The organism is Streptomyces sp. NPDC087844, from assembly GCF_044742785.1.
In the GTDB taxonomy this organism is placed as follows: Bacteria; Actinomycetota; Actinomycetes; order Streptomycetales; family Streptomycetaceae; genus Streptomyces.
In genome coordinates this window covers 239736-257860 of sequence record NZ_JBIUVD010000003.1, presented here as the reverse complement: position 1 = coordinate 257860, position 18125 = coordinate 239736, and the positions used below count along the sequence as shown (strand labels likewise).

The following is an 18125-nucleotide window of genomic DNA, read 5'->3' as shown; positions in this document are numbered from 1 at the left end:
CGAGGGAAGGAATGTGCCGTGCCCGAGACCAGCGGATTCGCCGGACGTACTCCGGAGACGCATGTCATCGACTTCCGTGCCGCGGAGCAGTTGCTCGCCGCGCGGGATCCCAGGGGCGCGGTGAAGCTGCTCGACAACGTCATCGCCGCGTACCCGGAGAACACGGCCGCACGGCTGCTGCGCGCGCGGGCCTTCTTCGCCGCGGCGCAGCTTCGGCCCGCCGAGCTGGAGTTCACCATCGTGCTGGAGCGCGAACCGGACAACGCCTTCGCGCACTTCGCACTCGCCCGGACCTATGAGCGCTCCGGGCAGCCGGCGCAGGCCATGCGCCACTTCCGGCTCGCGGCGGCGCTTGACCCGCAGCCGGAGTACCTGGCCGCGGCACGGTTCGACTCCTGAGCCGGGCCCGCCCATGGGCCTGGTTCCGGGTTTCGTTCCGGTCCTGGTCCGAGCCACTTGGTTCAGCGCGGGTGGCGGGCTGGGCCGGGTCTAGACGCGGCGGTCCGGTGGTGGGTACGGCGGGATGCCGGGGCCCGGCTGGTAGTGCGGCACCTGGCGGAGATGTCTGAGGATCATCGCCAGATCGACGGTGACGATCAGCCACAACACACCGCACGCGACCGCCCAGCCCGTCCGCCCGACGAGAGCGAACAGGGCCGTCCCCACGATCGCCCAGACAAACCCCCACACACTCAGCCACAGCCGCGCTCGCAGCGCACTGCGCGCGGTTGCCGGTTCACTGCCCGTACGCATAGGGATCACTACTCCTACCAGGAAAACGTACTCTTCGTAGGGCACATTGCACCTGGGGCGGGCGAGTAGGCGGACGGGGAGCGGCTGTGCTGGTGGAGGAGCTGCGGGCGGACGAGAAGCTCGCCGGATGGCTGAGGGACCTGGAGAGCGAGGGCGCGCCGCGCACGGAGGCGGTCCTTCCTGACGCGGTCGAGCTGCCGGACGTACTGCTCGACCTGGCGGTACCGCACGAGTGCGTCAACGAACTGGTCGCACTGCGCGCCCGGCTGGCGGCGGACCCGGAGGCGGTGAAGCTGCTCGGGCTGTGCGTCGACCGGTTCGTACGTGACATGGGGAAGATCGGCGGGGGATGGGAACCGCCGGCGTTCCCGGAGTCCACCGGGGTGCTGGGCCGCACCTTCCAGGTGTTCGTCTTCATCGCCGCGCTGCCGTATGTGCGTGCCTACCACCGACAGCGGGACATCCCGGCGGACGTGTCCCGGCGCACCCTCGCCGACCTGGGCCGGAACCTGGCCGTGCACCGGAGGCGGACCGGCACGACGGGGCTGCTGGTGCCGTGGTGGATCGGGCTGCACTTCCACGGGGAGCTGTACCAGCTGGGGCGGCTGCAGTTCCAGCGTGCCCGGCTGGGCGGGCGCACCGGGCAGGCGGCGGCGGGCGCGGGGCTCGGCACAGGGCCCGGTGAGCCCTGTCTGAGTCTGCACATCGCCGACTTCCGGGGACCGCTGTCACCGGAGGCCTGCGACCGGTCGATCGACCGGGCCCGGGATTTCTTCGCGCGCCACTACCCGGACGAGCACTACGCGGTGGCGGTCTGCCACTCCTGGCTGCTCGACCGGCAGTTGCCGCGGTACCTGCCCGCCGACTCCAACATCGTGCGCTTCCAGGAGCGGTTCCGGATCGCCCGCGAGGAGACGAAGGCGGACGACAAGGCTCCTGTCGCGTTCGTCTTCGGCGACCCCGAGTTGCCTGTGGCGGACCTTCCCCGGCGGACCGGCGTGGAGCGGGCGGTGGGGGACCATCTGCGGGCGGGCGGTCACTGGTACGGCGGCCACGGGTGGTTCGCGCTCTGACCGGTACGTCGGCGGCTCCAGCTCCGTGGCCTGAACACGTCTCACTCGAAGGGGTGAGACGGGCGGAGATGGGAACGACAGTGCGGGCGTGGGCCGTTGGGCCGGTATGACGATCGAGATGCGTGAGGGGTACGAAGGGACGGGGCCCGGTGCCATCACACCGGACGGCTGCGCGGTGGAGCTGTACGCGCGGCTGTCCGTGGGGGACGAGCCGGACATCATCGCCTCGGCCGTGTCGGCGGGGGCGCACATCCTTGAACTGGGCAGTGGCGTGGGGCGTATGACCCACCCGCTCCTGGAGCGGGGCTTCACGGTGACGGCCGTGGACGAGTCCGCCGAGATGCTGGAGCGGGTGCGCGGAGCGCGCACGATACGCGGTGCCATCGAGACGCTCGACCTGGGCGAGACGTTCGACGTGGTGCTGCTCGCGTCGTTCCTCGTGCACGCCGGAGACGTCGAGGTCCGGCGCGGAATGCTGGACGTGTGCCGGAGCCACGTCGCGGACGGCGGCTGTGTGTTGATCCAGCGCGAGGGCGAGAACTACCACACCGACCTGCCGCGAGAGCGACGCGATCCGAGCGGGTTCACGATCCGGATGCTGTCCGCGGAGCCGGTCGGGGACGGGGTCGACTCGGTGCGGGCGGAGTATGTGTTCCCGGACGCCGTGTGGACGCAGACGTTCCTCGCCCGGCCGCTCAGCAGGGAGGAGTTCGAGGGGGCACTGGGAGAGGCGGGGCTGCGGGTCGACCGGTATCTGACGGAGGACCGGGTGTGGGTGCGGGCGGTGCCGGTGGAGTGACCTTTCCGGCCCCCGGGACGAGCCGGAAGCCGCGGAGTTCTCATGAGCCGAGGAGTTGCCGGGGGCGATGAGTTCTGGCAGGCAGGTCGGTCTACCTCTTTGACCGCAACGGGAGCCGTTGCACCCGGAGAACCCAGGAGAACGCCATGTCCGAGACCACCGCGCCCGCCACCTCCACCTCGGCTGCCCCGACGGGCACCGTCGTCGCCGAGTCGGCGACCGCCCGTGGGCGCCGTGCCCGCCTCGCCCTGAAGGGGCTGCAGATACTGCTCGCGCTCTTTTACGTGATCGCGAGCGCGCTGCCCAAGCTCGTCGCCCACTCCTTGGCGGTCGAGTCGTTCGACGAGATCGGCTGGGGCAGTGCCGGGATGTACACCATCGGACTTCTCGAACTGGCCGGCGGCATCGCGCTGTTGATACCCGTGCTGGCCTCCGTGGCAGCCGTGTCGCTGAGCGCGTTGATGGTGGGCGCGTTCATCACCCAGGTCACCGTGTTCGACGGGGAGTACGCGGCGACCCCGCTCATCCTCATAGTGCCCCTCGCACTGATCGCCTGGGCACGACGGGGGCGGACCGTGGAACTGGTGAGGCTCCTGCGGCGCCGCTCCTGAGGCCTCAGGCCTGGGGCGAGTGGGCGGTGTCGCCCGCCTACTCGGGCGGGCCGAGACCTCGCAGGCGTTCCAGCTCCCGGCGGTCGCGCTTGGTGGGGCGGCCCGTGCCCCGGTCGCGGATGCCCGCGGGGGCGACGGCCTCGCGGGGCGGGGGCGGGGGACTCTTGTCGACGTAGCACTCGGCGGCGACCGGAGGTCCGACCCGCTTGCGGATCACGCGCTTCACGATGACGATCCGCTCCCGGTCCGCGTGGCGGAGACGGACCTCGTCACCGACGCGGACGGCGTACGCGGGCTTGACCCGTTCGCCGTTCACCCGGACGTGGCCGCCACGGCAGGCGGTGGCGCCCATGGAGCGGGTCTTCACCAGGCGTACGGACCAGATCCAGCTGTCGACGCGCACGGTCTCGCCGCTCGCGGGCGCGGCCGCCTTCGCGACGGCCACGGCGTCGGTCGCGTCGCGGGGCGCGTCGCCTGTCGCGGAGGCGGCTGTGGTGCCGGCTGTGGTGGCATCGGCGACACCGGTGCCGTCGGCAGTCGTTGAGGCGCCGGCGCTCGGCCCTGGGTCCCCGCGCCGCCCCGCCTCGTTCCTCTGCGTCCCTGAAGCCATGGTCCGACCTTAGTCCCCGGCGGGCGTGGGGCCGGAATCGTTTTCCGTCGCATGGAGCCGGGTTCTCGCCGGGCATACCGTGGTGGCATGAAGCGGGAGCGCAGCCTGGCGGAACTGGACCAGCGGATCGCCGGGTGCCGGGCCTGCCCGCGGCTTGTCGAGTGGCGGGAGGAAGTGGCCCGGACGAAACGGGCCGCCTTCGCGGACTGGACGTACTGGGGCCGCCCGGTGCCGGGATTCGGCCCGCCGGACGCCTCGCTCCTCGTGGTCGGGCTCGCGCCCGCGGCGCACGGCGGGAACCGGACCGGCCGGATGTTCACGGGAGACCGGTCCGGGGACGTGCTGTACGCGGCGCTGCACGACGTGGGTCTCGCCTCGCAGCCCGCGTCCGAGAGCGCCGGCGACGGGCTGGCCCTGTACGGGGTCCGCGTCACGTCGCCCGTGCACTGCGCGCCGCCCGCCAACAAACCGACGCCCGAGGAACGGAACACCTGCCGCCCCTGGCTGGTGAACGAGCTGAGACTGCTCGCACCCACCCTTCGCGCGGTCGTCGTGCTCGGCGGGTTCGGCTGGCAGGCCGCGCTGCCGGCGTTCACCGAGGCGGGCTGGCAGGTGCCCCGGCCCCGGCCGGCCTTCGCGCACGGAGCACGGGTCGAACTGGAGGGCCCGGAAAGCCGACCGCTGCACCTCTTCGGCTGCTACCACGTCAGCCAGCGCAACACCTTCACCGGCCGGCTGACCCCGGACATGCTCCGGGACACACTGCGCACGGCAGCCTGGTCGGCGGGGCTGCCGACTGCGCCGGCGGGGCTGCCCACGGCTCCGCCTGGCCAGTAACCTCGCACTGTTCCGTAGCCTCGCACGGTCCGTAGCCGCACACTGCCCGTGGCAGCCGGAGCTCCGTACCCGCGCTGTGCTCCGTACCGCACTAGGGTCGCGGGATGGGTCTGTATCCGGAGATCGAACCGTACGACCGGGGCATGCTCGATGTAGGTGACGGCAATCGGGTGTTCTGGGAGGCGTGCGGGAACCCGCGGGGCAAGCCCGCGGTCGTGCTGCACGGTGGGCCGGGCTCCGGCTGCACCCCTGGCTTCCGGCGTTACTTCGACCCGGCCGTGTATCGCGTCGTCCTGCTCGATCAGCGCGGCTGCGGACGGTCGACGCCGCACGCGAGCGCTTACGACACCGACATGAGCGTCAACACGACGGCGCGCCTGATCGGCGATCTGGAACTGCTGCGGCGGGAGCTGGGCATCGGGCGGTGGCTCGTGTGGGGTGTGTCGTGGGGTTCCGTGCTCGGGTTGCGGTACGCGCAGACGCACCCGGAATCCGTGTCGGAACTGGTGCTCGCCGGCGTCGCCACCGCGTCCAGCGCCGAAGTGGAACTCCTGACCAGGGGACTTGGACAGATTTTCCCCGAAGCCTTCGAACGGTTCCTCGCCGAGTTGCCCGCGGACGATCGTGACGGGAACCTCGCGGCCGCGTACAACCGGTTGATCGAGTCCTCCGACCCGGCGGTGCGGGCCAGGGCCGCGCGCGCCTGGACCGACTGGGAGACGGCGATCGTCCCGGCACCGCCGCGGTCGGTGAAGCGTTACGAGGACCCGGTGTTCCGCCTGGCCTTCGCCCGCACGGTCACCCACTACTTCGGCAACGACCATTTCCTCGGACTCCCCGAAGACGGACTCCCGGAGGGCCAGGGCGAGGGCCAGGGCCAGGCCGTAGTGCTGCGTGACGCCCCGCTTCTCAAAGGCGTCCCCGGCACCCTCGTCCAGGGCAGCCTCGACCTCGGGAACCTTCTGGGCGTCGTGTGGCGGCTCCACCATGCCTGGCCGGGCAGCGAGTTGGTCATGGTGGACGACGTGGGGCACAACGCCGGAGCGCCCGGTGTCGTGGACGAACTGGTCGCGGCCACCGACAGGTACGCGCCACGGGAGGAAGCGCCCTTCTGAGGGGCGCGGGGAACCGCGCGCCCAGCCGCGGACGGCCCGCGGCTTGTGCCCGCTTCGCGCGGCGCGCCTACCGGCGCGCCCGGTCCCGTTCGCCCGCCGACTGGACGAACTGCAGTGCGAGGGTGGTCGGGGGAGCGGTGATGCCGGGGCCGCCCGATTCCGCCCAGCGGAGTATCTCGTCGGTGCAGTCGTCGCCCATCGACCAGCCGATCCAGACGGCCCGGCCGCCTCGCCTGCGGCCCTCGCCCGACGGCTGTACGACGATGATGTTGGCCTGGTCGCAGGGGCCGAGGCAGTCCGCCGTACGGATCGCCAGGCGGCCACCGGAGGCGTCGGCGGCGGCGCGCAGGCGGTCCAGTTGCCAGTCGTGGTCGTAGCCGGGGTACTTGCGCGCGTCGCCGCAGCAGCAGCCGCGGCAGACGACGAGTGTGCAGGGCCGGGTCCTCGCGGCACCGATCGACGTACGGGCAGTCACGCTTCTCCTTCGCATCTGGCGAATCCTTCGGGATCAGTACCGGTGGGGATGGGGGAGTCCGGGTCGCCGAAGAGGTGGCGCACCGTCGAGCGGTAGTTGGCCCGGACGTGTGCCAGGGCGTGCGCGCGGGCCCGTTCGCGGTCGCCGGAGGCGATGGCCGCGTACAGCTCCCGGTGTTCGGCCAGGAGTTGCGGCCACTCCTCGTTCTGGCGGGTGAGCCAGCGCAGGCGTCCGTCGACCGGTTCCATCACGGAGATCAGCAGGCTGTTTCCGGCCATCGCCAGGATGCGGTCGTGGAAGCGGGTGTTGATGTCCGTGATCGCCTCCGCGTCGTCGGCGTCGGTCGCGTCCGCCGCGCGGTCGAGGAGTTCGTCGAGCTCGGCCAGGTCGGCCCGGGTGGCACGCTGGGCGGCCAGCCCGGTGGCGTACACCTCAAGGGCCTCGCGGAGTTCGAAGAGTTCCACGACGTCCGTGCGGGTCAGCCGGCGGACGACCGTGCGGCGCGGGGTCTCGAAGAGGACGAAGCCCTCGGTGACCAGTGCCCGGATCGCCTCGCGGACCGGCACCCGGGAGACCCCGAACCGCTCGGCCAGCTCACGCTCGACCAACCGGTCGCCGGGCAGCAGCCGCCCGGCGATGATCTCCTGCCGCAGCGAGCTGAGTACCCGCTCGCGCACCGCCCCCAGCGGTTCCACCGTCGTCATGCGTCCATCCTCGCCGACCCCGGGACTGTTTTACCGAGCTGTTACCGCCCGGACATGGCCAGATGTCGTCGGGAGCGGGACCATGACCTCAGTTTGGTATACCAAAAAAGCCCGCCGCTGCCCCAGTCACCCCACTCCTCCCGTTCCCCACTCCTCCCGTTCCCCAGCCCCCGTTCCCCAGCCGTCCGTTCGCCCAGCCCTCCCGACGTCCCCGACCACGCTCATGGAGGCCCTGTGTCCCTCGCCGATCCCGCCGCAGCCACCGGCACGCCACCGTTCGTCCCCGATCCCAGGCTCACCAACGAAGACCTCGCGCCCGCGGGCAAGCGCAACTGGAAGGTCTTCGACCTCTTCGCCATGTGGATGTCCGACGTCCACAACCTCGGCAACTACACCTTCGCGGCCGGGCTGCTGGTGCTCGGCATGAACGTCTGGCAGATCTTCACGTCCCTGCTCGTCGGCTTCGTGCTCATCTACGTCGGCATGAACTGGATGGGGCGGATCGGGCAGAGCCACGGAGTGCCCTTCCCGGTCATCAGCCGCATCAGCTTCGGGGTCTGGGGCGCCAACATCCCGGCGCTGATCAGGGCCGTCATCGCCATCATGTGGTACGGCATCCAGACCTATCTGGCCTCCGTCGCCGTCAACATCATGCTGCTCGCGGCCTGGCCGGGGCTGGAGTCCTGGACACACAACTCGTTCCTCGGCCTCGACGCGCTCGGCTGGGTGTCCTTCGTCTCGCTGTGGCTGGTCCAGGCGCTGATCATCAGCCAGGGCATGGAATCCGTACGGAAGTTCCAGGACTTCTGCGGCCCGGCGATCTGGCTCGTGATGATCGTCCTCGCCGTCTGGATCCTGGCGAAGGCCGGCTGGACCATCTCGCTCACCTCGACCCCGAACCCGGTCTCCGTGGGTGAGCAGTGGCGGCAGTGGTTCGGCGCGATCGGGCTGATCCTCGCCACGTACGGCACGCTGATGCTCAACTTCTGCGACTTCTCGCGCTTCGCGCCCAGCTACCGGACCGTCAAGCGCGGCAACTTCTGGGGTCTGCCGATCAACTCGACCGCCTTCGTGATCGTGTCGGTCATCGTGACGGCCGGTTCCATCGAGGTGTTCGGCAAGGCCATCACCGACCCCGCCCACCTCGTCGCCGAGATCGGCAACAAGTGGGTGCTGATCCTGGGTGCGCTGACCTTCGCCATCGCCACCATGGGCGTCAACATCGTCGCCAACTTCGTCTCGCCCGCGTACGACCTCGCCAATGTCTGGCCGCAGAAGATCACCTTCAGGATCGGCGGCATGATCAGCACGGTCGCCGCGCTGGTCGTGACCCCGTGGAACCTCTTCTCCAACCCCACCGTCGTCAACTACTTCCTGGGCGGCCTCGGCGCCTTCCTCGGCCCGCTGTTCGGTGTGATCATGCTCGACTACTTCTGGGTCAAGCGCGGCCGCATCGACGTGAACGAGCTGTTCGACGCCCGGCCCGGCTCGCGCTACTACTACCGCAAGGGCGTCAACCCCAAGGCCCTGTGGGCGTTCCTGCCCGCGGCGGCGGTCTCGGCGGTCCTCGCGCTGGTGAAGACCTTCAGCGACGTGGCCCCGTACTCCTGGTTCATCGGTACGGCGCTCGCCGCCGGGCTGTACGCGCTGCTGTGCCGCTCCGAGCGCGCCGCCGCCGTGGAACCGGCTCCCGCTTCGGCTCCGGCCCCGACTCCCGCTTCAACCAGCGCTCCGCAGGAGGGCTGAGCGTGCGGATCGTCGTCACCAACTGCAACACGACGCAGGGGATGACCGAGGAGATCGTGCGAGGTGCCCGGGCCGCCGCAGCCCCGGGCACCACCGTGCTCGGACTCACCCCCGCCTGGGGGCCCGAGTCCGCGGAGGGCTGGCTCGACAGCTACCTGTCGGCCGCCGCCGTCCTCGACACCCTGCGGAGGTACGAGGGCCCGTACGACGCCGTCGTCATGGCCGGTTTCGGAGAACACGGGCGCGAGGGCGTACGGGAACTCGTGGACGTACCCGTCGTCGACATCACCGAGGCCGCGGCCCACCTCGCGTGCCTGCTCGGACGGCGGTACGCAGTCGTCACCACGCTGGAGCGCTCGGCCGGGCAGATCGAGGACAGCCTGTGCACGGCGGGGGTCGCCCGGAACTGCGCGGCGGTCGTGGGTACGGGGCTCGGGGTGCTCGACCTCGGCGACCAGGAACGTACGGAAGCGGCCTTCGTCGCCGCGGCCGAACGGGCCAGGGACGCCGGCGCCGAGGTCCTGGTCCTCGGGTGCGCGGGGATGACCGGCCTGCAGCGGGCCGTGGGGGAGAAGCTGGGGCTGCCGGTCGTCGACGGGGTGGGCGCGGCGGTGAAGCTGGCCGAGTCGCTCGTGTCGCTGGGACTCACGACGAGCCGCGCGGGCGGTTACGCGAAGCCGCTGCCGAAGCGGCGGATCTGGGCGCCGCCGTCGGAGTGACGGCGGAGACGGGCGCGCCGTCATCGCAGTAACGGCGGATTCGTGGGCCGCCATCGCAGTGACGGCGGGTCCGTGGGCCGCCGCCGTCGGAGTGATTCCGGCTGCGGCGGAGGCGGCGGGCACGGTGGTGGATCGCGGGGGACCGCAGACTCCGGGAGAGAGCCGCCGGCACCCGACCGGCCGCTCGCGGACGAGCCGCCGTCGGTGTCGGTGCCGGTGCCGGTGCCGCGAAGGCGGGAACGGAGTCGGTCGTGCCCCCAGCTGTCGGTCCCCGTTTCCGCCTCCGACCTCCTCTTCGGGGCGGGGGCCCGGTCCGGATGTTCGCTGTCGGGCTGGTCGCTCTGGGCATGGCCGCGTCGGCCGGTTCGGGGGACGGCGAGGTTTCGGGCGCCGACGCCGAGGTCGCCCTCTGGGTGAACCCCGAGTCCAGCGCCGCCCGGCAGGCAGCCGAATGGCGCCGTACGGGACGGACCGCGGACGCCCTGCTGATGGAACGCGTCTCCACCCGACCGCAGGCCGAGTGGCTGGTCGGCTCGGCGCCCCGGGCCGTCGTGGAGGCCCGCACCACCGCCGCCGCACGGGAAGGGCGCACGGCGGTACTCGTCGCCTACTACATCCCGTACCGCGACTGCGGCTCCTACTCGGGCGGCGGAGCCCGGAACGCGGCGGAATACCGGAAGTGGGCGGACGAGTTCGCGGCGGGGCTGGGCGACCGGGGCGCGTACGTGATCGTCGAACCGGACGCGGTGGCGCACAGTGTGGACGGCTGCGGCCGGCTGGTACCGGCGGAGCGGTACGCACTGCTGGCGTACGCCGTCGACCGGTTCAAGCGGCAGGCGAACACCCGCGTGTATCTCGACGCGGGCAACCCCGCCTGGCACCCGGACACGTCGAGGCTGATCGCGCCCCTCGAACAGTCGGGCGTCGCCCGCGCCGACGGCTTCGCGCTGAACGTCTCCAACTTCGAGACCGACGCCGACAGTTCGGCGTACGGCGACAAGCTGTCCGCGGCCCTCGACGGCAAGCACTTCGTGATCGACAGCAGCCGCAACGGCAACGGACCCTGGGCCGGCACGGATTCCTGGTGCAACCCGCCGGGCCGGGCCCTGGGCGTGGCACCCACCACCGTCACGGGCGCACCGCTGCTCGACGCCTATCTGTGGGTCAAGCGGCCCGGCGAGTCGGACGGCACCTGCCAAGGCGGCCCGGCAGCCGGCCAGTGGTGGCCGTCGTACGCGCTGGAGCTCGCGCGGAACGCACGGGGTGAGCCGCGCCGGGATCTCAGTAGGCCGAGGGGCCGTCCTCGATGACGAGGTCGTCGAGGTGGGCGCCGAAATGGTCGGTCTGCCGGGCCATGATGTCCCGCATGGAGGTGCCGCGGGGGACGCCGTAGACCGTGCCCGGGAAGTCTAGTTCCCTTTGCACCTGCCACAGTTCGTCGTGCTGGTCGGGTGCGAAGAGCCGCGCCTGCGGGGCCCCGGCCGCGATCCATCCGATGGGGACGACCGTGCCGGGCGGCAGCACCGAGTTCGCGTGCAGCACGCTGTTGATCCGCAGTTCCGAACCGGCGCCCACGACGGATCCGGGGAACGCGGAGGCGCCGGTGGCCACGAAGGCCTCGTCCTCGACGCGGGCGCCGTTGACGTGGGCGTGCGGGCCGATGAGTACGGCGTTCCCGATGATCGCGGGGTGCCGGCGACGGCCCCGTACGAGGGCGTTCTCCATGATGACGACGTCCGCGCCGGTCCGTACCTCTCCGTCCTCCGCCGTGAGGACGGCTCCGTGCAGGACGCGGGCGCGCTCGCCGAGGATGACGGCGCCGCAGAGGACGGCCGACGGGGCGACATAGGCGGAGGCCGGGACGACGGGGCGCTGCCCACGATGCTCGATCAACATGGGACGACTCTAGGCGCGTTCGCCGTCGGCGCCCGGGTTTCGGCCGGGGCCGGGGATCACCGCCGTCGCCGTGATCTCCACGAGCTGGCCCGGGTAGCCGAGGCAGGCGACGCCGAGAAGGGTGGAGGCGTGCGGGCCGACGCTGAGCCGGGAGGCCTCCACGACGTCCCAGACCTCGGAGAGCACGGCGGGGTCGGCGCTCACCACGTAGACGTCGGTGTACGCGACATGCTCGAAGTCGCTGTCGACCGCCCGGAGCTGCTCACCCAGGTTCGCGATCACCTGCTCGGCCTGCCGTACGGGGTCGCCGGGGCCGACGAGTTCGCCGTCCGCGTTGAGAGGCACGGACCCGGCGAGCAGGGCGAGGCGCGTGCCGGCCTCGACCACGGAGGCGTGGGAGTAGGCGGGCGGCGCGAAGAGGCTGGGGACGGTGACGCGCTTCAGCACGGTGGTGGCCTTTCGGGGCGGGGCGGTGTACGACCCGTCGATGATGCGGTCCCGGCTCACGGAGCGGCATCCGAATATTCGCCGAGTCGGAGCCTTACGATCCTTTGCGACTTTGCACCTTCACATATGGCTGCGGTGGGACCCCGTGCCTCACATACGCCTCCGCGGCAGTCAGGAACGACCGGTAACACCTAAGGAACCCCCATGACTCTTCCCCCCACCAGTGCTACTCCCTCCCCCGCTCCGGCTTCCTCCACTCCTCCCGCCTCCCACCGCGCCGGGTCACGCCTCACGCGGCGCGGGCTGATCGGTGCCGCGGGAGCGGTCGCGGCGGGTGCCGTGCTCACACCGGCGCTCGCTCCCGTCGTGATGGCCGACACCGGCTCGGACATCAGCGACGCGGACGACACCGGCCCGGAGCCCGACACGACCTCCAGGAAGTTCCCCGCGACCCGCGCCGTGGCGGCCGTCGGTGAAGCACCCGCCGAGGCCGCGTTCCCCATCGGCTATGTGGGTGTGCGCTGGACCGGCACCCGCGAGGCGACCGGCGGCCGCATCCGGCTGATCGACGCCGACGGTGACAAGGGAGCCTGGAAGCCCCTGAGCGACGACGGCTGCTCGGACAGCGACGGCGGCGCACTGCTCATCCCCGTGGACCGGGCCTCGGGATACGAGTTGAGGGCCCCGGACGGTGCCACGGATCTGCGGTCGCTGGCCGTCGACACCACGAGCGGCCCGATGCGCGAGGTCGCCGTACCGCGGGACACGACACGGGTGCGCGGTGTCGCGTACCTGACGCGCGCGGCCTGGGGCGCGGACGAGAAACTCCGCTTCGGGTCGGACGGCAGAGAGATCTCACCGCAGACGTACCACCCGTTCCAGACCCTCACGGTCCACCACACCGCCACGGCCAACGGCGACGCGGACCCGGCAGCCACGGTGCGCGCGCTCTACCACGTGCACGCGATCACCAACGACTGGGGCGACATCGGCTACCACTTCCTCATCGACGAGGCAGGAAAGATCTACGAGGGCCGGTACTCGGGCGAGACCGCCACCCCGGCCCACGACGAGGACAACAAACTCGTGACCGCGTTCCACGTGCTCAGCCACAATCCGGGCAACCTTGGCATCGCCCTCATCGGCAACCTGGTGAGCCAGGGCCCGACCGCCGCCGCCCGTGACGCCCTCACCACCCTGCTCCGCTCCATGGTCCGTATGCACGGGGTCGACCCGGAGGCCAAGGTCACCTACACCAGCCCGACCACCGGCAGGACGAGGGAGGTCTACGAGATCAGCGGCCACCGCGACTGGATGGCGACGGAGTGCCCGGGCGGGGTGATGCACGGAGAGCTGGCTGCCTTGCGGAAGGCGGTGGCGGCCGGCAACTGAGCCCGGGGAGGGCGCGTCCTCGGCGGGCGCGCCCCCCGGGTACGGGGCTGCCGCCCTCCCGGTACGGAACTGCCGTCCGTCCGGTACGGGGTTGCCGTCCGTGCCGGTCCCACTACCGTAGGTCCCCGGACACGCGACAGATTCCCGGACACGCGACGAAGGGGGCCCGATGGAAGCGGAGTTGGCGGCGCTGGCGGCGGCGGGGGCAACGGCTCTCGTACAGCAGATGGTGACCGACGGATGGGGGAACGTACGGGACCGGGTCGTCGCCTTCTTCTCGCGGGGGAGGGACGAGGAGGTGGTCCAGGGGGAGTTGGAGGCGTCCCGCGCCGATCTGGTCGCGGCGCGGGACGCCGACGACGAGGACGCCGCGGACGATGTCCGGGCTTCCTGGCGCGTCAGGCTGCGGCGGACGCTGCGCGACGATCCGGAAGCGGCGGCCGAACTCCGCGCACTCCTTGACGAGTTGAGTCCGCCGTCCACGGCCCCCACGACACTCACTGTCCACAACAGTGTCAGCGGCGGGGTGTCCCACGGTGTCGTGGTGCAGGGAGGCACGTTCAACGGGGGTCAGACAGTCGGAGAGCCCTGGCGCCGCACATGACGCGGCTCGTCGAATGATTCTTCGATAAGCTCCCGTTGGCACTGCTACCGTCACCGACGTGGCGAAACTCAATCAGATCATCGCAGTGGAGAAGGGCGTCAAGTCCAAGTCGCATCAGGACCTGACGGCCGCGCATCACGGGCTGCAGAAGCCAGCCCTGCTGGCCGGAATCTCGCGTACGTATCAGCCCAAGGACGAAGAGGGCGAGCAGTTGCCGCCCGAGTCGACCCGGGTGCAGGTGCAGGCCGAGACCGTGCTGCGGGACACCGCGGCCACGCTGACCCGGCTGTTCGACGTGACCGCCACCAAGGACTGGGCCAACTGCACGGCCCGCGCGGACGTGAAGGTCGACGGGCGGGTGCTCGTCGGCGACGTTCCGGTGTCGTACCTGCTCTTCCTTGAGAAGCAGCTCACCGATCTCAACACCTTCGTACGGAAGCTGCCGGTGCTCGACGCCTCCGAGTCGTGGGTCCAGGACCCGTCGACCGACGCGTGGAAGACCGAGCCGGTGCGGACGCTCCGTACGAAGAAGGTCCCGCGGAACCACGTCAAGGCCGAGGCAACCGACAAGCACCCCGCCCAGGTCGAGGTGTACTACGAGGACATTCCCGTCGGGTACTGGACGACCGTGAAGTTCTCCGGAGCCCTGCCCGCGCGGCGCGTCAACGAGCTGCTCGACCGGGTCGAGAAGCTGCAGCAGGCCGTCAAGTTCGCCCGGGAAGAGGCGAACGGCGCGGAGGTCACCGACGAGCGTGTCGGAGATGCCGTGTTCGGCTACCTGTTCGGGTAGCCTCATGAACTCCCCGGCCATCACTCATGACGGCCGGGGTGCGCGAGGAGCGCAAGCTGAACCTGAAGCTTGTCGTGACCGCGCGGTTCCAGTGGAGGTTCAAGTCCTCCCCGCGGCACCCTTCGCGCCGCGGTAGCCCAATTGGCAGAGGCAGACCGCGCTCAATCTCAGACTATTGCTCCAGTCTCAGCATTCGCCACCGATCGCCGGATCGACCGGACCCAGGCTCCGGGCGTCGAAATGCCGGTTCAAGTCCGGCCCGCACAGCTCGATGTGCGGTGGTCCAAAGGCAGGACGCGGCGACATGAAACTGACCTGGGTCCTCAAGCGTGCCGGCGTGCCGCATGGGTGGCATCACAGGGCTCGGGGGCCGGCTACGCCCCCGGGCCCGCTCCCATTTCCCATTTCCGTTCCAGCGCGTTCGCGCTCGCGCTTGCGATTGCGTTCATAAAGAACCCGGCTCTCGCCGAAATCGTCACACCGTGGAAACGCTCTTGTCCGGTTTCGCCGCCGCACGCGATCTACCGTGGACAATCACCTACCGTGGACAATCACCCACCGTGGAGAACCATCCACGGTAGAGAACCGATCCACCGTGCAGAACCAATCCACCGTAGAGAAACAAGGACCGCACACACCGCCCGGCCGACGTCGCCCGAAGGCATGCCACCCGCAACCGCCCTCGTCCCGACAGGAGCCCCGTGCCCGTGCCGCGACCGTTCCGCGCAGTCCTCCCCACAGTCCTGCCGAAAGCCCTCCCGCCCTGGCTCACGCACGCGCTGCGGGCGCAGCGGGGGCCCGTGCCGTGGAACGCCGTGGTGCGTGGGGTGCTCGCCGCCGGACCCCTGCTCGTCGTGGCCGTTCTCGCGGGTCAGGAACCCCTCGGTGTCATGGCCGCCCTGGGAGCCATGTTCGCCGGGATCAACGACCGGCCGGGGAGCCGGCGCACCGCCGTGCCCCGGATCGGCGTGCCCGGGCTGGCCGGAGCCGCGGGCATCGCCGTCGGCACGTACGCCGGGGAGGGCCTCGGCGCCGCCCCGCTGACCTTGACGCTCACCGCGCTCGGGCTGCTCGCCGGGGCCGTCAGCGCGGTGGGGCCCGTGGCGTCCGGGGCCGGAACGCAACTGCTCGTCGCCGCGGCCATCGGGGCGGGGATGCCGTTGCCCGAACCCGGCTGGCAGCGGGCCCTGTTCTTCCTCGCCGGTACCGGCTGGCTGATCGTGCTGCGGCTCGCGCTGCCCACCCCCGGGGCCCTGGCCGACGACTTCCGCTTCGACGGGGAGCGTGCCGGGGTCGCCGACGTGTACGACGCGATCGCCGAACTGCTCGCCGCTGTGGGCGGGGAGCAGGCCGGTCGCCGACGCGCCGCGCTGACCGCCGCGCTCGATCACGCACAGGACGCGCTCGCGGGGCCACGGCTGCGGCGGTACGCCAGTTCCGCGGCCGAGCGGCGGCTGCGGGCGCAGTACGCCGCCGCGCTGCCGCTCGCCGAGGCGGCGACCGCGCTGGCCTGGGCCGGTGAGGCACTGCCCGCCCGCACGGCTCAGGGGCCGCGGCGGCTCGCCGTCGCCGTGCGGACCGGGGAGCCATGCGGGCCGCTGCCCGCGCCCGCCCGGACCGTCCCCGGACTGCGGGCCCTCGACGACGCCCTGCTGCACGCCGCCGAGACCTTCGACCGCGGTGGCCCGCGCCCCCGGAAGGCGAGCGGCAGTCATCCCCTCGGGCTCGGCGCCGAGCGGACCGCCCGCAGGGGCCTGCATCTGCGGCCCCTGCGTGCCAAGGCGTTCCTGCGCACTGTCGTGGGTACCGGAGGGCGGGAGTACGGACTCCGCGTGGCCCTCTGCTACGGCGTCGGCGTCGCCGTAGCGCAGGCACTGCACCACGTCCACTGGTACTGGCTTCCCGCGACCGCCGTGTTTCTCGTGAAGCCGGATCTCGGTCCGCTCGTCTCGCGTGTACTGAACCGGGCGGCCGGTACCGTCCTGGGCGCCCTCGTCTTCGCGGGGTTCGCGGCCGTGCTGCCCCGGCCCGAAGGGCTCGTCGCGCTCGTGGCGATCAGCGGGGCCCTCATCCCCGTCGCCACCCGGCACTTCGCCGCGCAGACGGCCGTCGTCACCGTCCTGGTGCTCGCCCTCGTCATGGTCGGCGGTGAGCCGGAGGCGTCCTGGAGCCGGATCGGCGAGACGCTGCTGGCCTGCGCGATCGTGCTGGTCGTCGGGCATCTCCCGGCACCGGGGCAGCGCGGCGGGAACGTACGGGTCCGGCTGGCGTCCGCCACCGACGCAGCGCACGCCTACCTCACGCACGTCCTGAGTGGCACCGGTGGCACCGGTGGCACCGGTGGCACCGGTGGCGGCATCGAAGGGAGCGCCGTCAGTGGCATCGGCGGTGGCATCGGCGGTGGTGTCGACGCCGGCGCCGACGACCGGGCCACCCGCTGGGCGCTGCGCCGCGAGGCCTACCGGACGCTGGCGGAGGCCCGCGCGGCGATCGACCGTTCCGCCGCCGAACTCCCCACCCTGGCTCGTCACACGGCAGGCACCGACGAGGTGGCGGCCACCCTCGAACGCCTGGTGGACACCACCACAGCCTGCGCAGTGCACCTCGACGACACGGGACGGCTCACCCCGCGGCACACCGAGCGCCTCGCCACCCTCCTCGACGAACTCGTGGACCGACGGGAGTGCGCGGGGCTCGCCGCCTCGCCTGCCGGACTGCGCAGCGCCTGAGGCCTGAGGCGTCAGCGTCTGCGGAACGGTGGGGGGAGTGATGTCGCAGAGTCGTGCTGTGCCGTGCTGTGCCGTGCCGTGCCGCCGTGTCGGGCCGGTCGAAGCCGCGAGCCTCGCCCGCCACGGCCGTACACCGATCGAGGTCCTGGCCGGGGCCGGTCTCCTCGACACCGATCTGCTCATCGCGCACGGCACCGGCATCGTGCAGCGCGACCTGCCCGTCCTCGCCCGGGCGACCGGCCGGATCGGTGTGGCCAGTGCGCCCCGCGGTTACCTCAAGTTCGCCTGGCCCACGACCACTCCGGTACGCGCCCTGCGTGAACTCGGCATCCCCGTGGGGCTCGCCACCGACGGCGCCGCCTCCAACAACTCCCTGGACGTATGGGAGTCCATGGCACTCACCGCGCTGGCGCAGAAGTGCACCGAGGCCGACCCGCGTTGGCTCACGTCGCGTCAGGCCCTGCACCACGCGACGCTGCAGAGCGCCCGGGCGGTCGGGCTCGGCGAGCGCATCGGCAGCCTCGCACCGGGGCGCAGGGCCGACATCATCCTGGTGGACCTGAGCGGCCCGCACACCCAGCCGGTGCACGATCTCGCGGCCACCCTCGTGCACAGCGCCCGCTCCGGTGACGTACGCACGACGATCGTCGACGGGCGGGTCCTCATGCGCGACCGCGAACTCCTGACCCTCGATGTCCCGGCGGTCGTGCGGGAGATGAACGAACGCATGCCCACCCTGATCGACCGCGGCCACGGCAAGCGGATCCAGGAGTACGAGACCTGAGACGGGGACTTCGGCCCTCCGCCAGTACATCCAGTACATCC

19 protein-coding genes and 1 pseudogene are annotated in these 18125 nt (G+C 71.5%); 14 read left to right on the top strand and 6 right to left on the bottom strand.

Translation table 11 applies throughout. The annotated features are described in order from the left end of the window. Positions 1-18: 18 nt before the first annotated feature. Complete coding sequence (locus ACIOKD_RS08050) at positions 19-399, top strand: tetratricopeptide repeat protein (RefSeq protein ID WP_384816022.1); 381 nt, start codon at positions 19-21, stop codon at positions 397-399. A 90-nt stretch (positions 400-489) separates the two neighbouring features. Here the strand turns inward: ACIOKD_RS08050 and ACIOKD_RS08045 are convergent, their stop codons facing one another. Continuing rightward, complete coding sequence (locus ACIOKD_RS08045) at positions 490-753, bottom strand: DUF6343 family protein (RefSeq protein ID WP_402079821.1); 264 nt, start codon at positions 751-753, stop codon at positions 490-492. 86 nt (positions 754-839) lie between these two features. On the opposite strand from ACIOKD_RS08045, the gene ACIOKD_RS08040 reads away from it, so the two are divergent. The 3 genes from ACIOKD_RS08040 to ACIOKD_RS08030 all read left to right on the top strand — a co-directional run bounded on the left by ACIOKD_RS08040 (position 840) and on the right by ACIOKD_RS08030 (position 3236). Beyond that, positions 840-1826, top strand: a complete 987-nt coding sequence (locus tag ACIOKD_RS08040; RefSeq protein WP_402079819.1) for an acyltransferase domain-containing protein — start codon at positions 840-842, stop codon at positions 1824-1826. A gap of 118 nt (positions 1827-1944) precedes the next feature. Further along, positions 1945-2625 (top strand): class I SAM-dependent methyltransferase, encoded by a 681-nt coding sequence (locus ACIOKD_RS08035; RefSeq protein ID WP_402080674.1) that lies wholly within the window; start codon positions 1945-1947, stop codon positions 2623-2625. A gap of 146 nt (positions 2626-2771) precedes the next feature. Then, positions 2772-3236 carry a DoxX family protein gene (locus ACIOKD_RS08030; protein ID WP_402079817.1) on the top strand — a complete coding sequence of 155 codons (465 nt, stop codon included), beginning with the start codon at positions 2772-2774 and terminating at the stop codon, positions 3234-3236. 37 nt (positions 3237-3273) lie between these two features. Here the strand turns inward: ACIOKD_RS08030 and ACIOKD_RS08025 are convergent, their stop codons facing one another. Further along, positions 3274-3846: an RNA-binding S4 domain-containing protein gene (locus ACIOKD_RS08025; RefSeq protein WP_402079814.1), complete on the bottom strand. Its 573-nt coding sequence runs from the start codon at positions 3844-3846 to the stop codon at positions 3274-3276. 87 nt (positions 3847-3933) lie between these two features. Between ACIOKD_RS08025 and ACIOKD_RS08020 the strand changes: the two genes are divergently transcribed. Together ACIOKD_RS08020 and pip are read left to right on the top strand one after the other, a co-directional pair. Then, positions 3934-4683, top strand: coding sequence for a uracil-DNA glycosylase (locus tag ACIOKD_RS08020; RefSeq protein WP_402079812.1), 750 nt, complete (start codon positions 3934-3936; stop codon positions 4681-4683). A 104-nt stretch (positions 4684-4787) separates the two neighbouring features. Beyond that, positions 4788-5798: a prolyl aminopeptidase gene (gene pip / locus ACIOKD_RS08015; protein WP_402079810.1), complete on the top strand. Its 1011-nt coding sequence runs from the start codon at positions 4788-4790 to the stop codon at positions 5796-5798. A 67-nt stretch (positions 5799-5865) separates the two neighbouring features. Here the strand turns inward: pip and ACIOKD_RS08010 are convergent, their stop codons facing one another. Continuing rightward, positions 5866-6273: a (2Fe-2S) ferredoxin domain-containing protein gene (locus ACIOKD_RS08010; RefSeq protein WP_402079808.1), complete on the bottom strand. Its 408-nt coding sequence runs from the start codon at positions 6271-6273 to the stop codon at positions 5866-5868. Then, on the bottom strand, positions 6270-6977 hold the full coding sequence (locus ACIOKD_RS08005; RefSeq protein ID WP_402079806.1) for a GntR family transcriptional regulator: 708 nt from the start codon (positions 6975-6977) through the stop codon (positions 6270-6272). Before ACIOKD_RS08005 ends, ACIOKD_RS08010 begins: the two co-directional genes overlap by 4 nt. A gap of 234 nt (positions 6978-7211) precedes the next feature. Here ACIOKD_RS08005 and ACIOKD_RS08000 point away from each other — a divergent pair, with 234 nt between their 5' ends. The 3 genes from ACIOKD_RS08000 to ACIOKD_RS07990 all read left to right on the top strand — a co-directional run bounded on the left by ACIOKD_RS08000 (position 7212) and on the right by ACIOKD_RS07990 (position 10752). Then, entirely contained in the window at positions 7212-8723 is a 1512-nt protein-coding gene (locus tag ACIOKD_RS08000; protein ID WP_402079804.1) for an NCS1 family nucleobase:cation symporter-1, read from the top strand. Positions 8724-8725: 2 nt separating this feature from the next. Further along, on the top strand, positions 8726-9442 hold the full coding sequence (locus ACIOKD_RS07995; RefSeq protein WP_402079802.1) for an aspartate/glutamate racemase family protein: 717 nt from the start codon (positions 8726-8728) through the stop codon (positions 9440-9442). Positions 9443-9759: 317 nt separating this feature from the next. Next, positions 9760-10752: a glycoside hydrolase family 6 protein gene (locus ACIOKD_RS07990; protein WP_402079799.1), complete on the top strand. Its 993-nt coding sequence runs from the start codon at positions 9760-9762 to the stop codon at positions 10750-10752. Here the strand turns inward: ACIOKD_RS07990 and ACIOKD_RS07985 are convergent. Together ACIOKD_RS07985 and ACIOKD_RS07980 are read right to left on the bottom strand one after the other, a co-directional pair. After that, the gene (locus ACIOKD_RS07985) at positions 10724-11338 is read right to left on the bottom strand and encodes a gamma carbonic anhydrase family protein (RefSeq protein WP_402079797.1); all 615 of its coding nucleotides are present in this window, start codon (positions 11336-11338) and stop codon (positions 10724-10726) included. The two genes, ACIOKD_RS07990 and ACIOKD_RS07985, sit on opposite strands and share 29 nt — an antisense overlap. Before the next feature lie 9 nt (positions 11339-11347). Then, positions 11348-11785 (bottom strand): RidA family protein, encoded by a 438-nt coding sequence (locus ACIOKD_RS07980; protein ID WP_402080672.1) that lies wholly within the window; start codon positions 11783-11785, stop codon positions 11348-11350. Positions 11786-11989: 204 nt separating this feature from the next. Here ACIOKD_RS07980 and ACIOKD_RS07975 point away from each other — a divergent pair, with 204 nt between their 5' ends. The 5 genes and pseudogenes from ACIOKD_RS07975 to ACIOKD_RS07955 form a co-directional block, all read left to right on the top strand. Further along, the gene (locus tag ACIOKD_RS07975; protein ID WP_402079795.1) at positions 11990-13177 is read left to right on the top strand and encodes a peptidoglycan recognition family protein; all 1188 of its coding nucleotides are present in this window, start codon (positions 11990-11992) and stop codon (positions 13175-13177) included. 169 nt (positions 13178-13346) lie between these two features. Further along, entirely contained in the window at positions 13347-13781 is a 435-nt protein-coding gene (locus ACIOKD_RS07970; protein WP_402079792.1) for a hypothetical protein, read from the top strand. Positions 13782-13839: 58 nt separating this feature from the next. After that, positions 13840-14571 carry a hypothetical protein gene (locus ACIOKD_RS07965; RefSeq protein WP_402079790.1) on the top strand — a complete coding sequence of 244 codons (732 nt, stop codon included), beginning with the start codon at positions 13840-13842 and terminating at the stop codon, positions 14569-14571. A 707-nt stretch (positions 14572-15278) separates the two neighbouring features. Then, a complete protein-coding gene (locus ACIOKD_RS07960; protein WP_402079788.1) occupies positions 15279-17300 on the top strand; it encodes an FUSC family protein in 2022 nt (673 codons plus the stop codon). Between the two features lie 109 nt (positions 17301-17409). After that, positions 17410-18084, top strand: a pseudogene (locus ACIOKD_RS07955) (amidohydrolase family protein); the annotation flags it as partial. Between the last annotated feature and the right edge of the window lie 41 nt (positions 18085-18125).

Excerpts from the sequence above, each read along its gene's own strand:
- ACIOKD_RS08045 (WP_402079821.1), bottom strand. The coding sequence starts at position 753 with ATGCGTACGGGCAGTGAACCGGCAACCGCGCGCAGTGCGCTGCGAGCG.
- ACIOKD_RS08035 (WP_402080674.1), top strand. The coding sequence starts at position 1,945 with ATGCGTGAGGGGTACGAAGGGACGGGGCCCGGTGCCATCACACCGGAC.
- ACIOKD_RS08030 (WP_402079817.1), top strand. The coding sequence starts at position 2,772 with ATGTCCGAGACCACCGCGCCCGCCACCTCCACCTCGGCTGCCCCGACG.
- ACIOKD_RS08025 (WP_402079814.1), bottom strand. The coding sequence starts at position 3,846 with ATGGCTTCAGGGACGCAGAGGAACGAGGCGGGGCGGCGCGGGGACCCA.
- ACIOKD_RS08020 (WP_402079812.1), top strand. The coding sequence starts at position 3,934 with ATGAAGCGGGAGCGCAGCCTGGCGGAACTGGACCAGCGGATCGCCGGG.
- pip (WP_402079810.1), top strand. The coding sequence starts at position 4,788 with ATGGGTCTGTATCCGGAGATCGAACCGTACGACCGGGGCATGCTCGAT.
- ACIOKD_RS08005 (WP_402079806.1), bottom strand. The coding sequence starts at position 6,977 with ATGACGACGGTGGAACCGCTGGGGGCGGTGCGCGAGCGGGTACTCAGC.
- ACIOKD_RS07990 (WP_402079799.1), top strand. The coding sequence starts at position 9,760 with ATGTTCGCTGTCGGGCTGGTCGCTCTGGGCATGGCCGCGTCGGCCGGT.
- ACIOKD_RS07985 (WP_402079797.1), bottom strand. The coding sequence starts at position 11,338 with ATGTTGATCGAGCATCGTGGGCAGCGCCCCGTCGTCCCGGCCTCCGCC.
- ACIOKD_RS07975 (WP_402079795.1), top strand. The coding sequence starts at position 11,990 with ATGACTCTTCCCCCCACCAGTGCTACTCCCTCCCCCGCTCCGGCTTCC.
- ACIOKD_RS07970 (WP_402079792.1), top strand. The coding sequence starts at position 13,347 with ATGGAAGCGGAGTTGGCGGCGCTGGCGGCGGCGGGGGCAACGGCTCTC.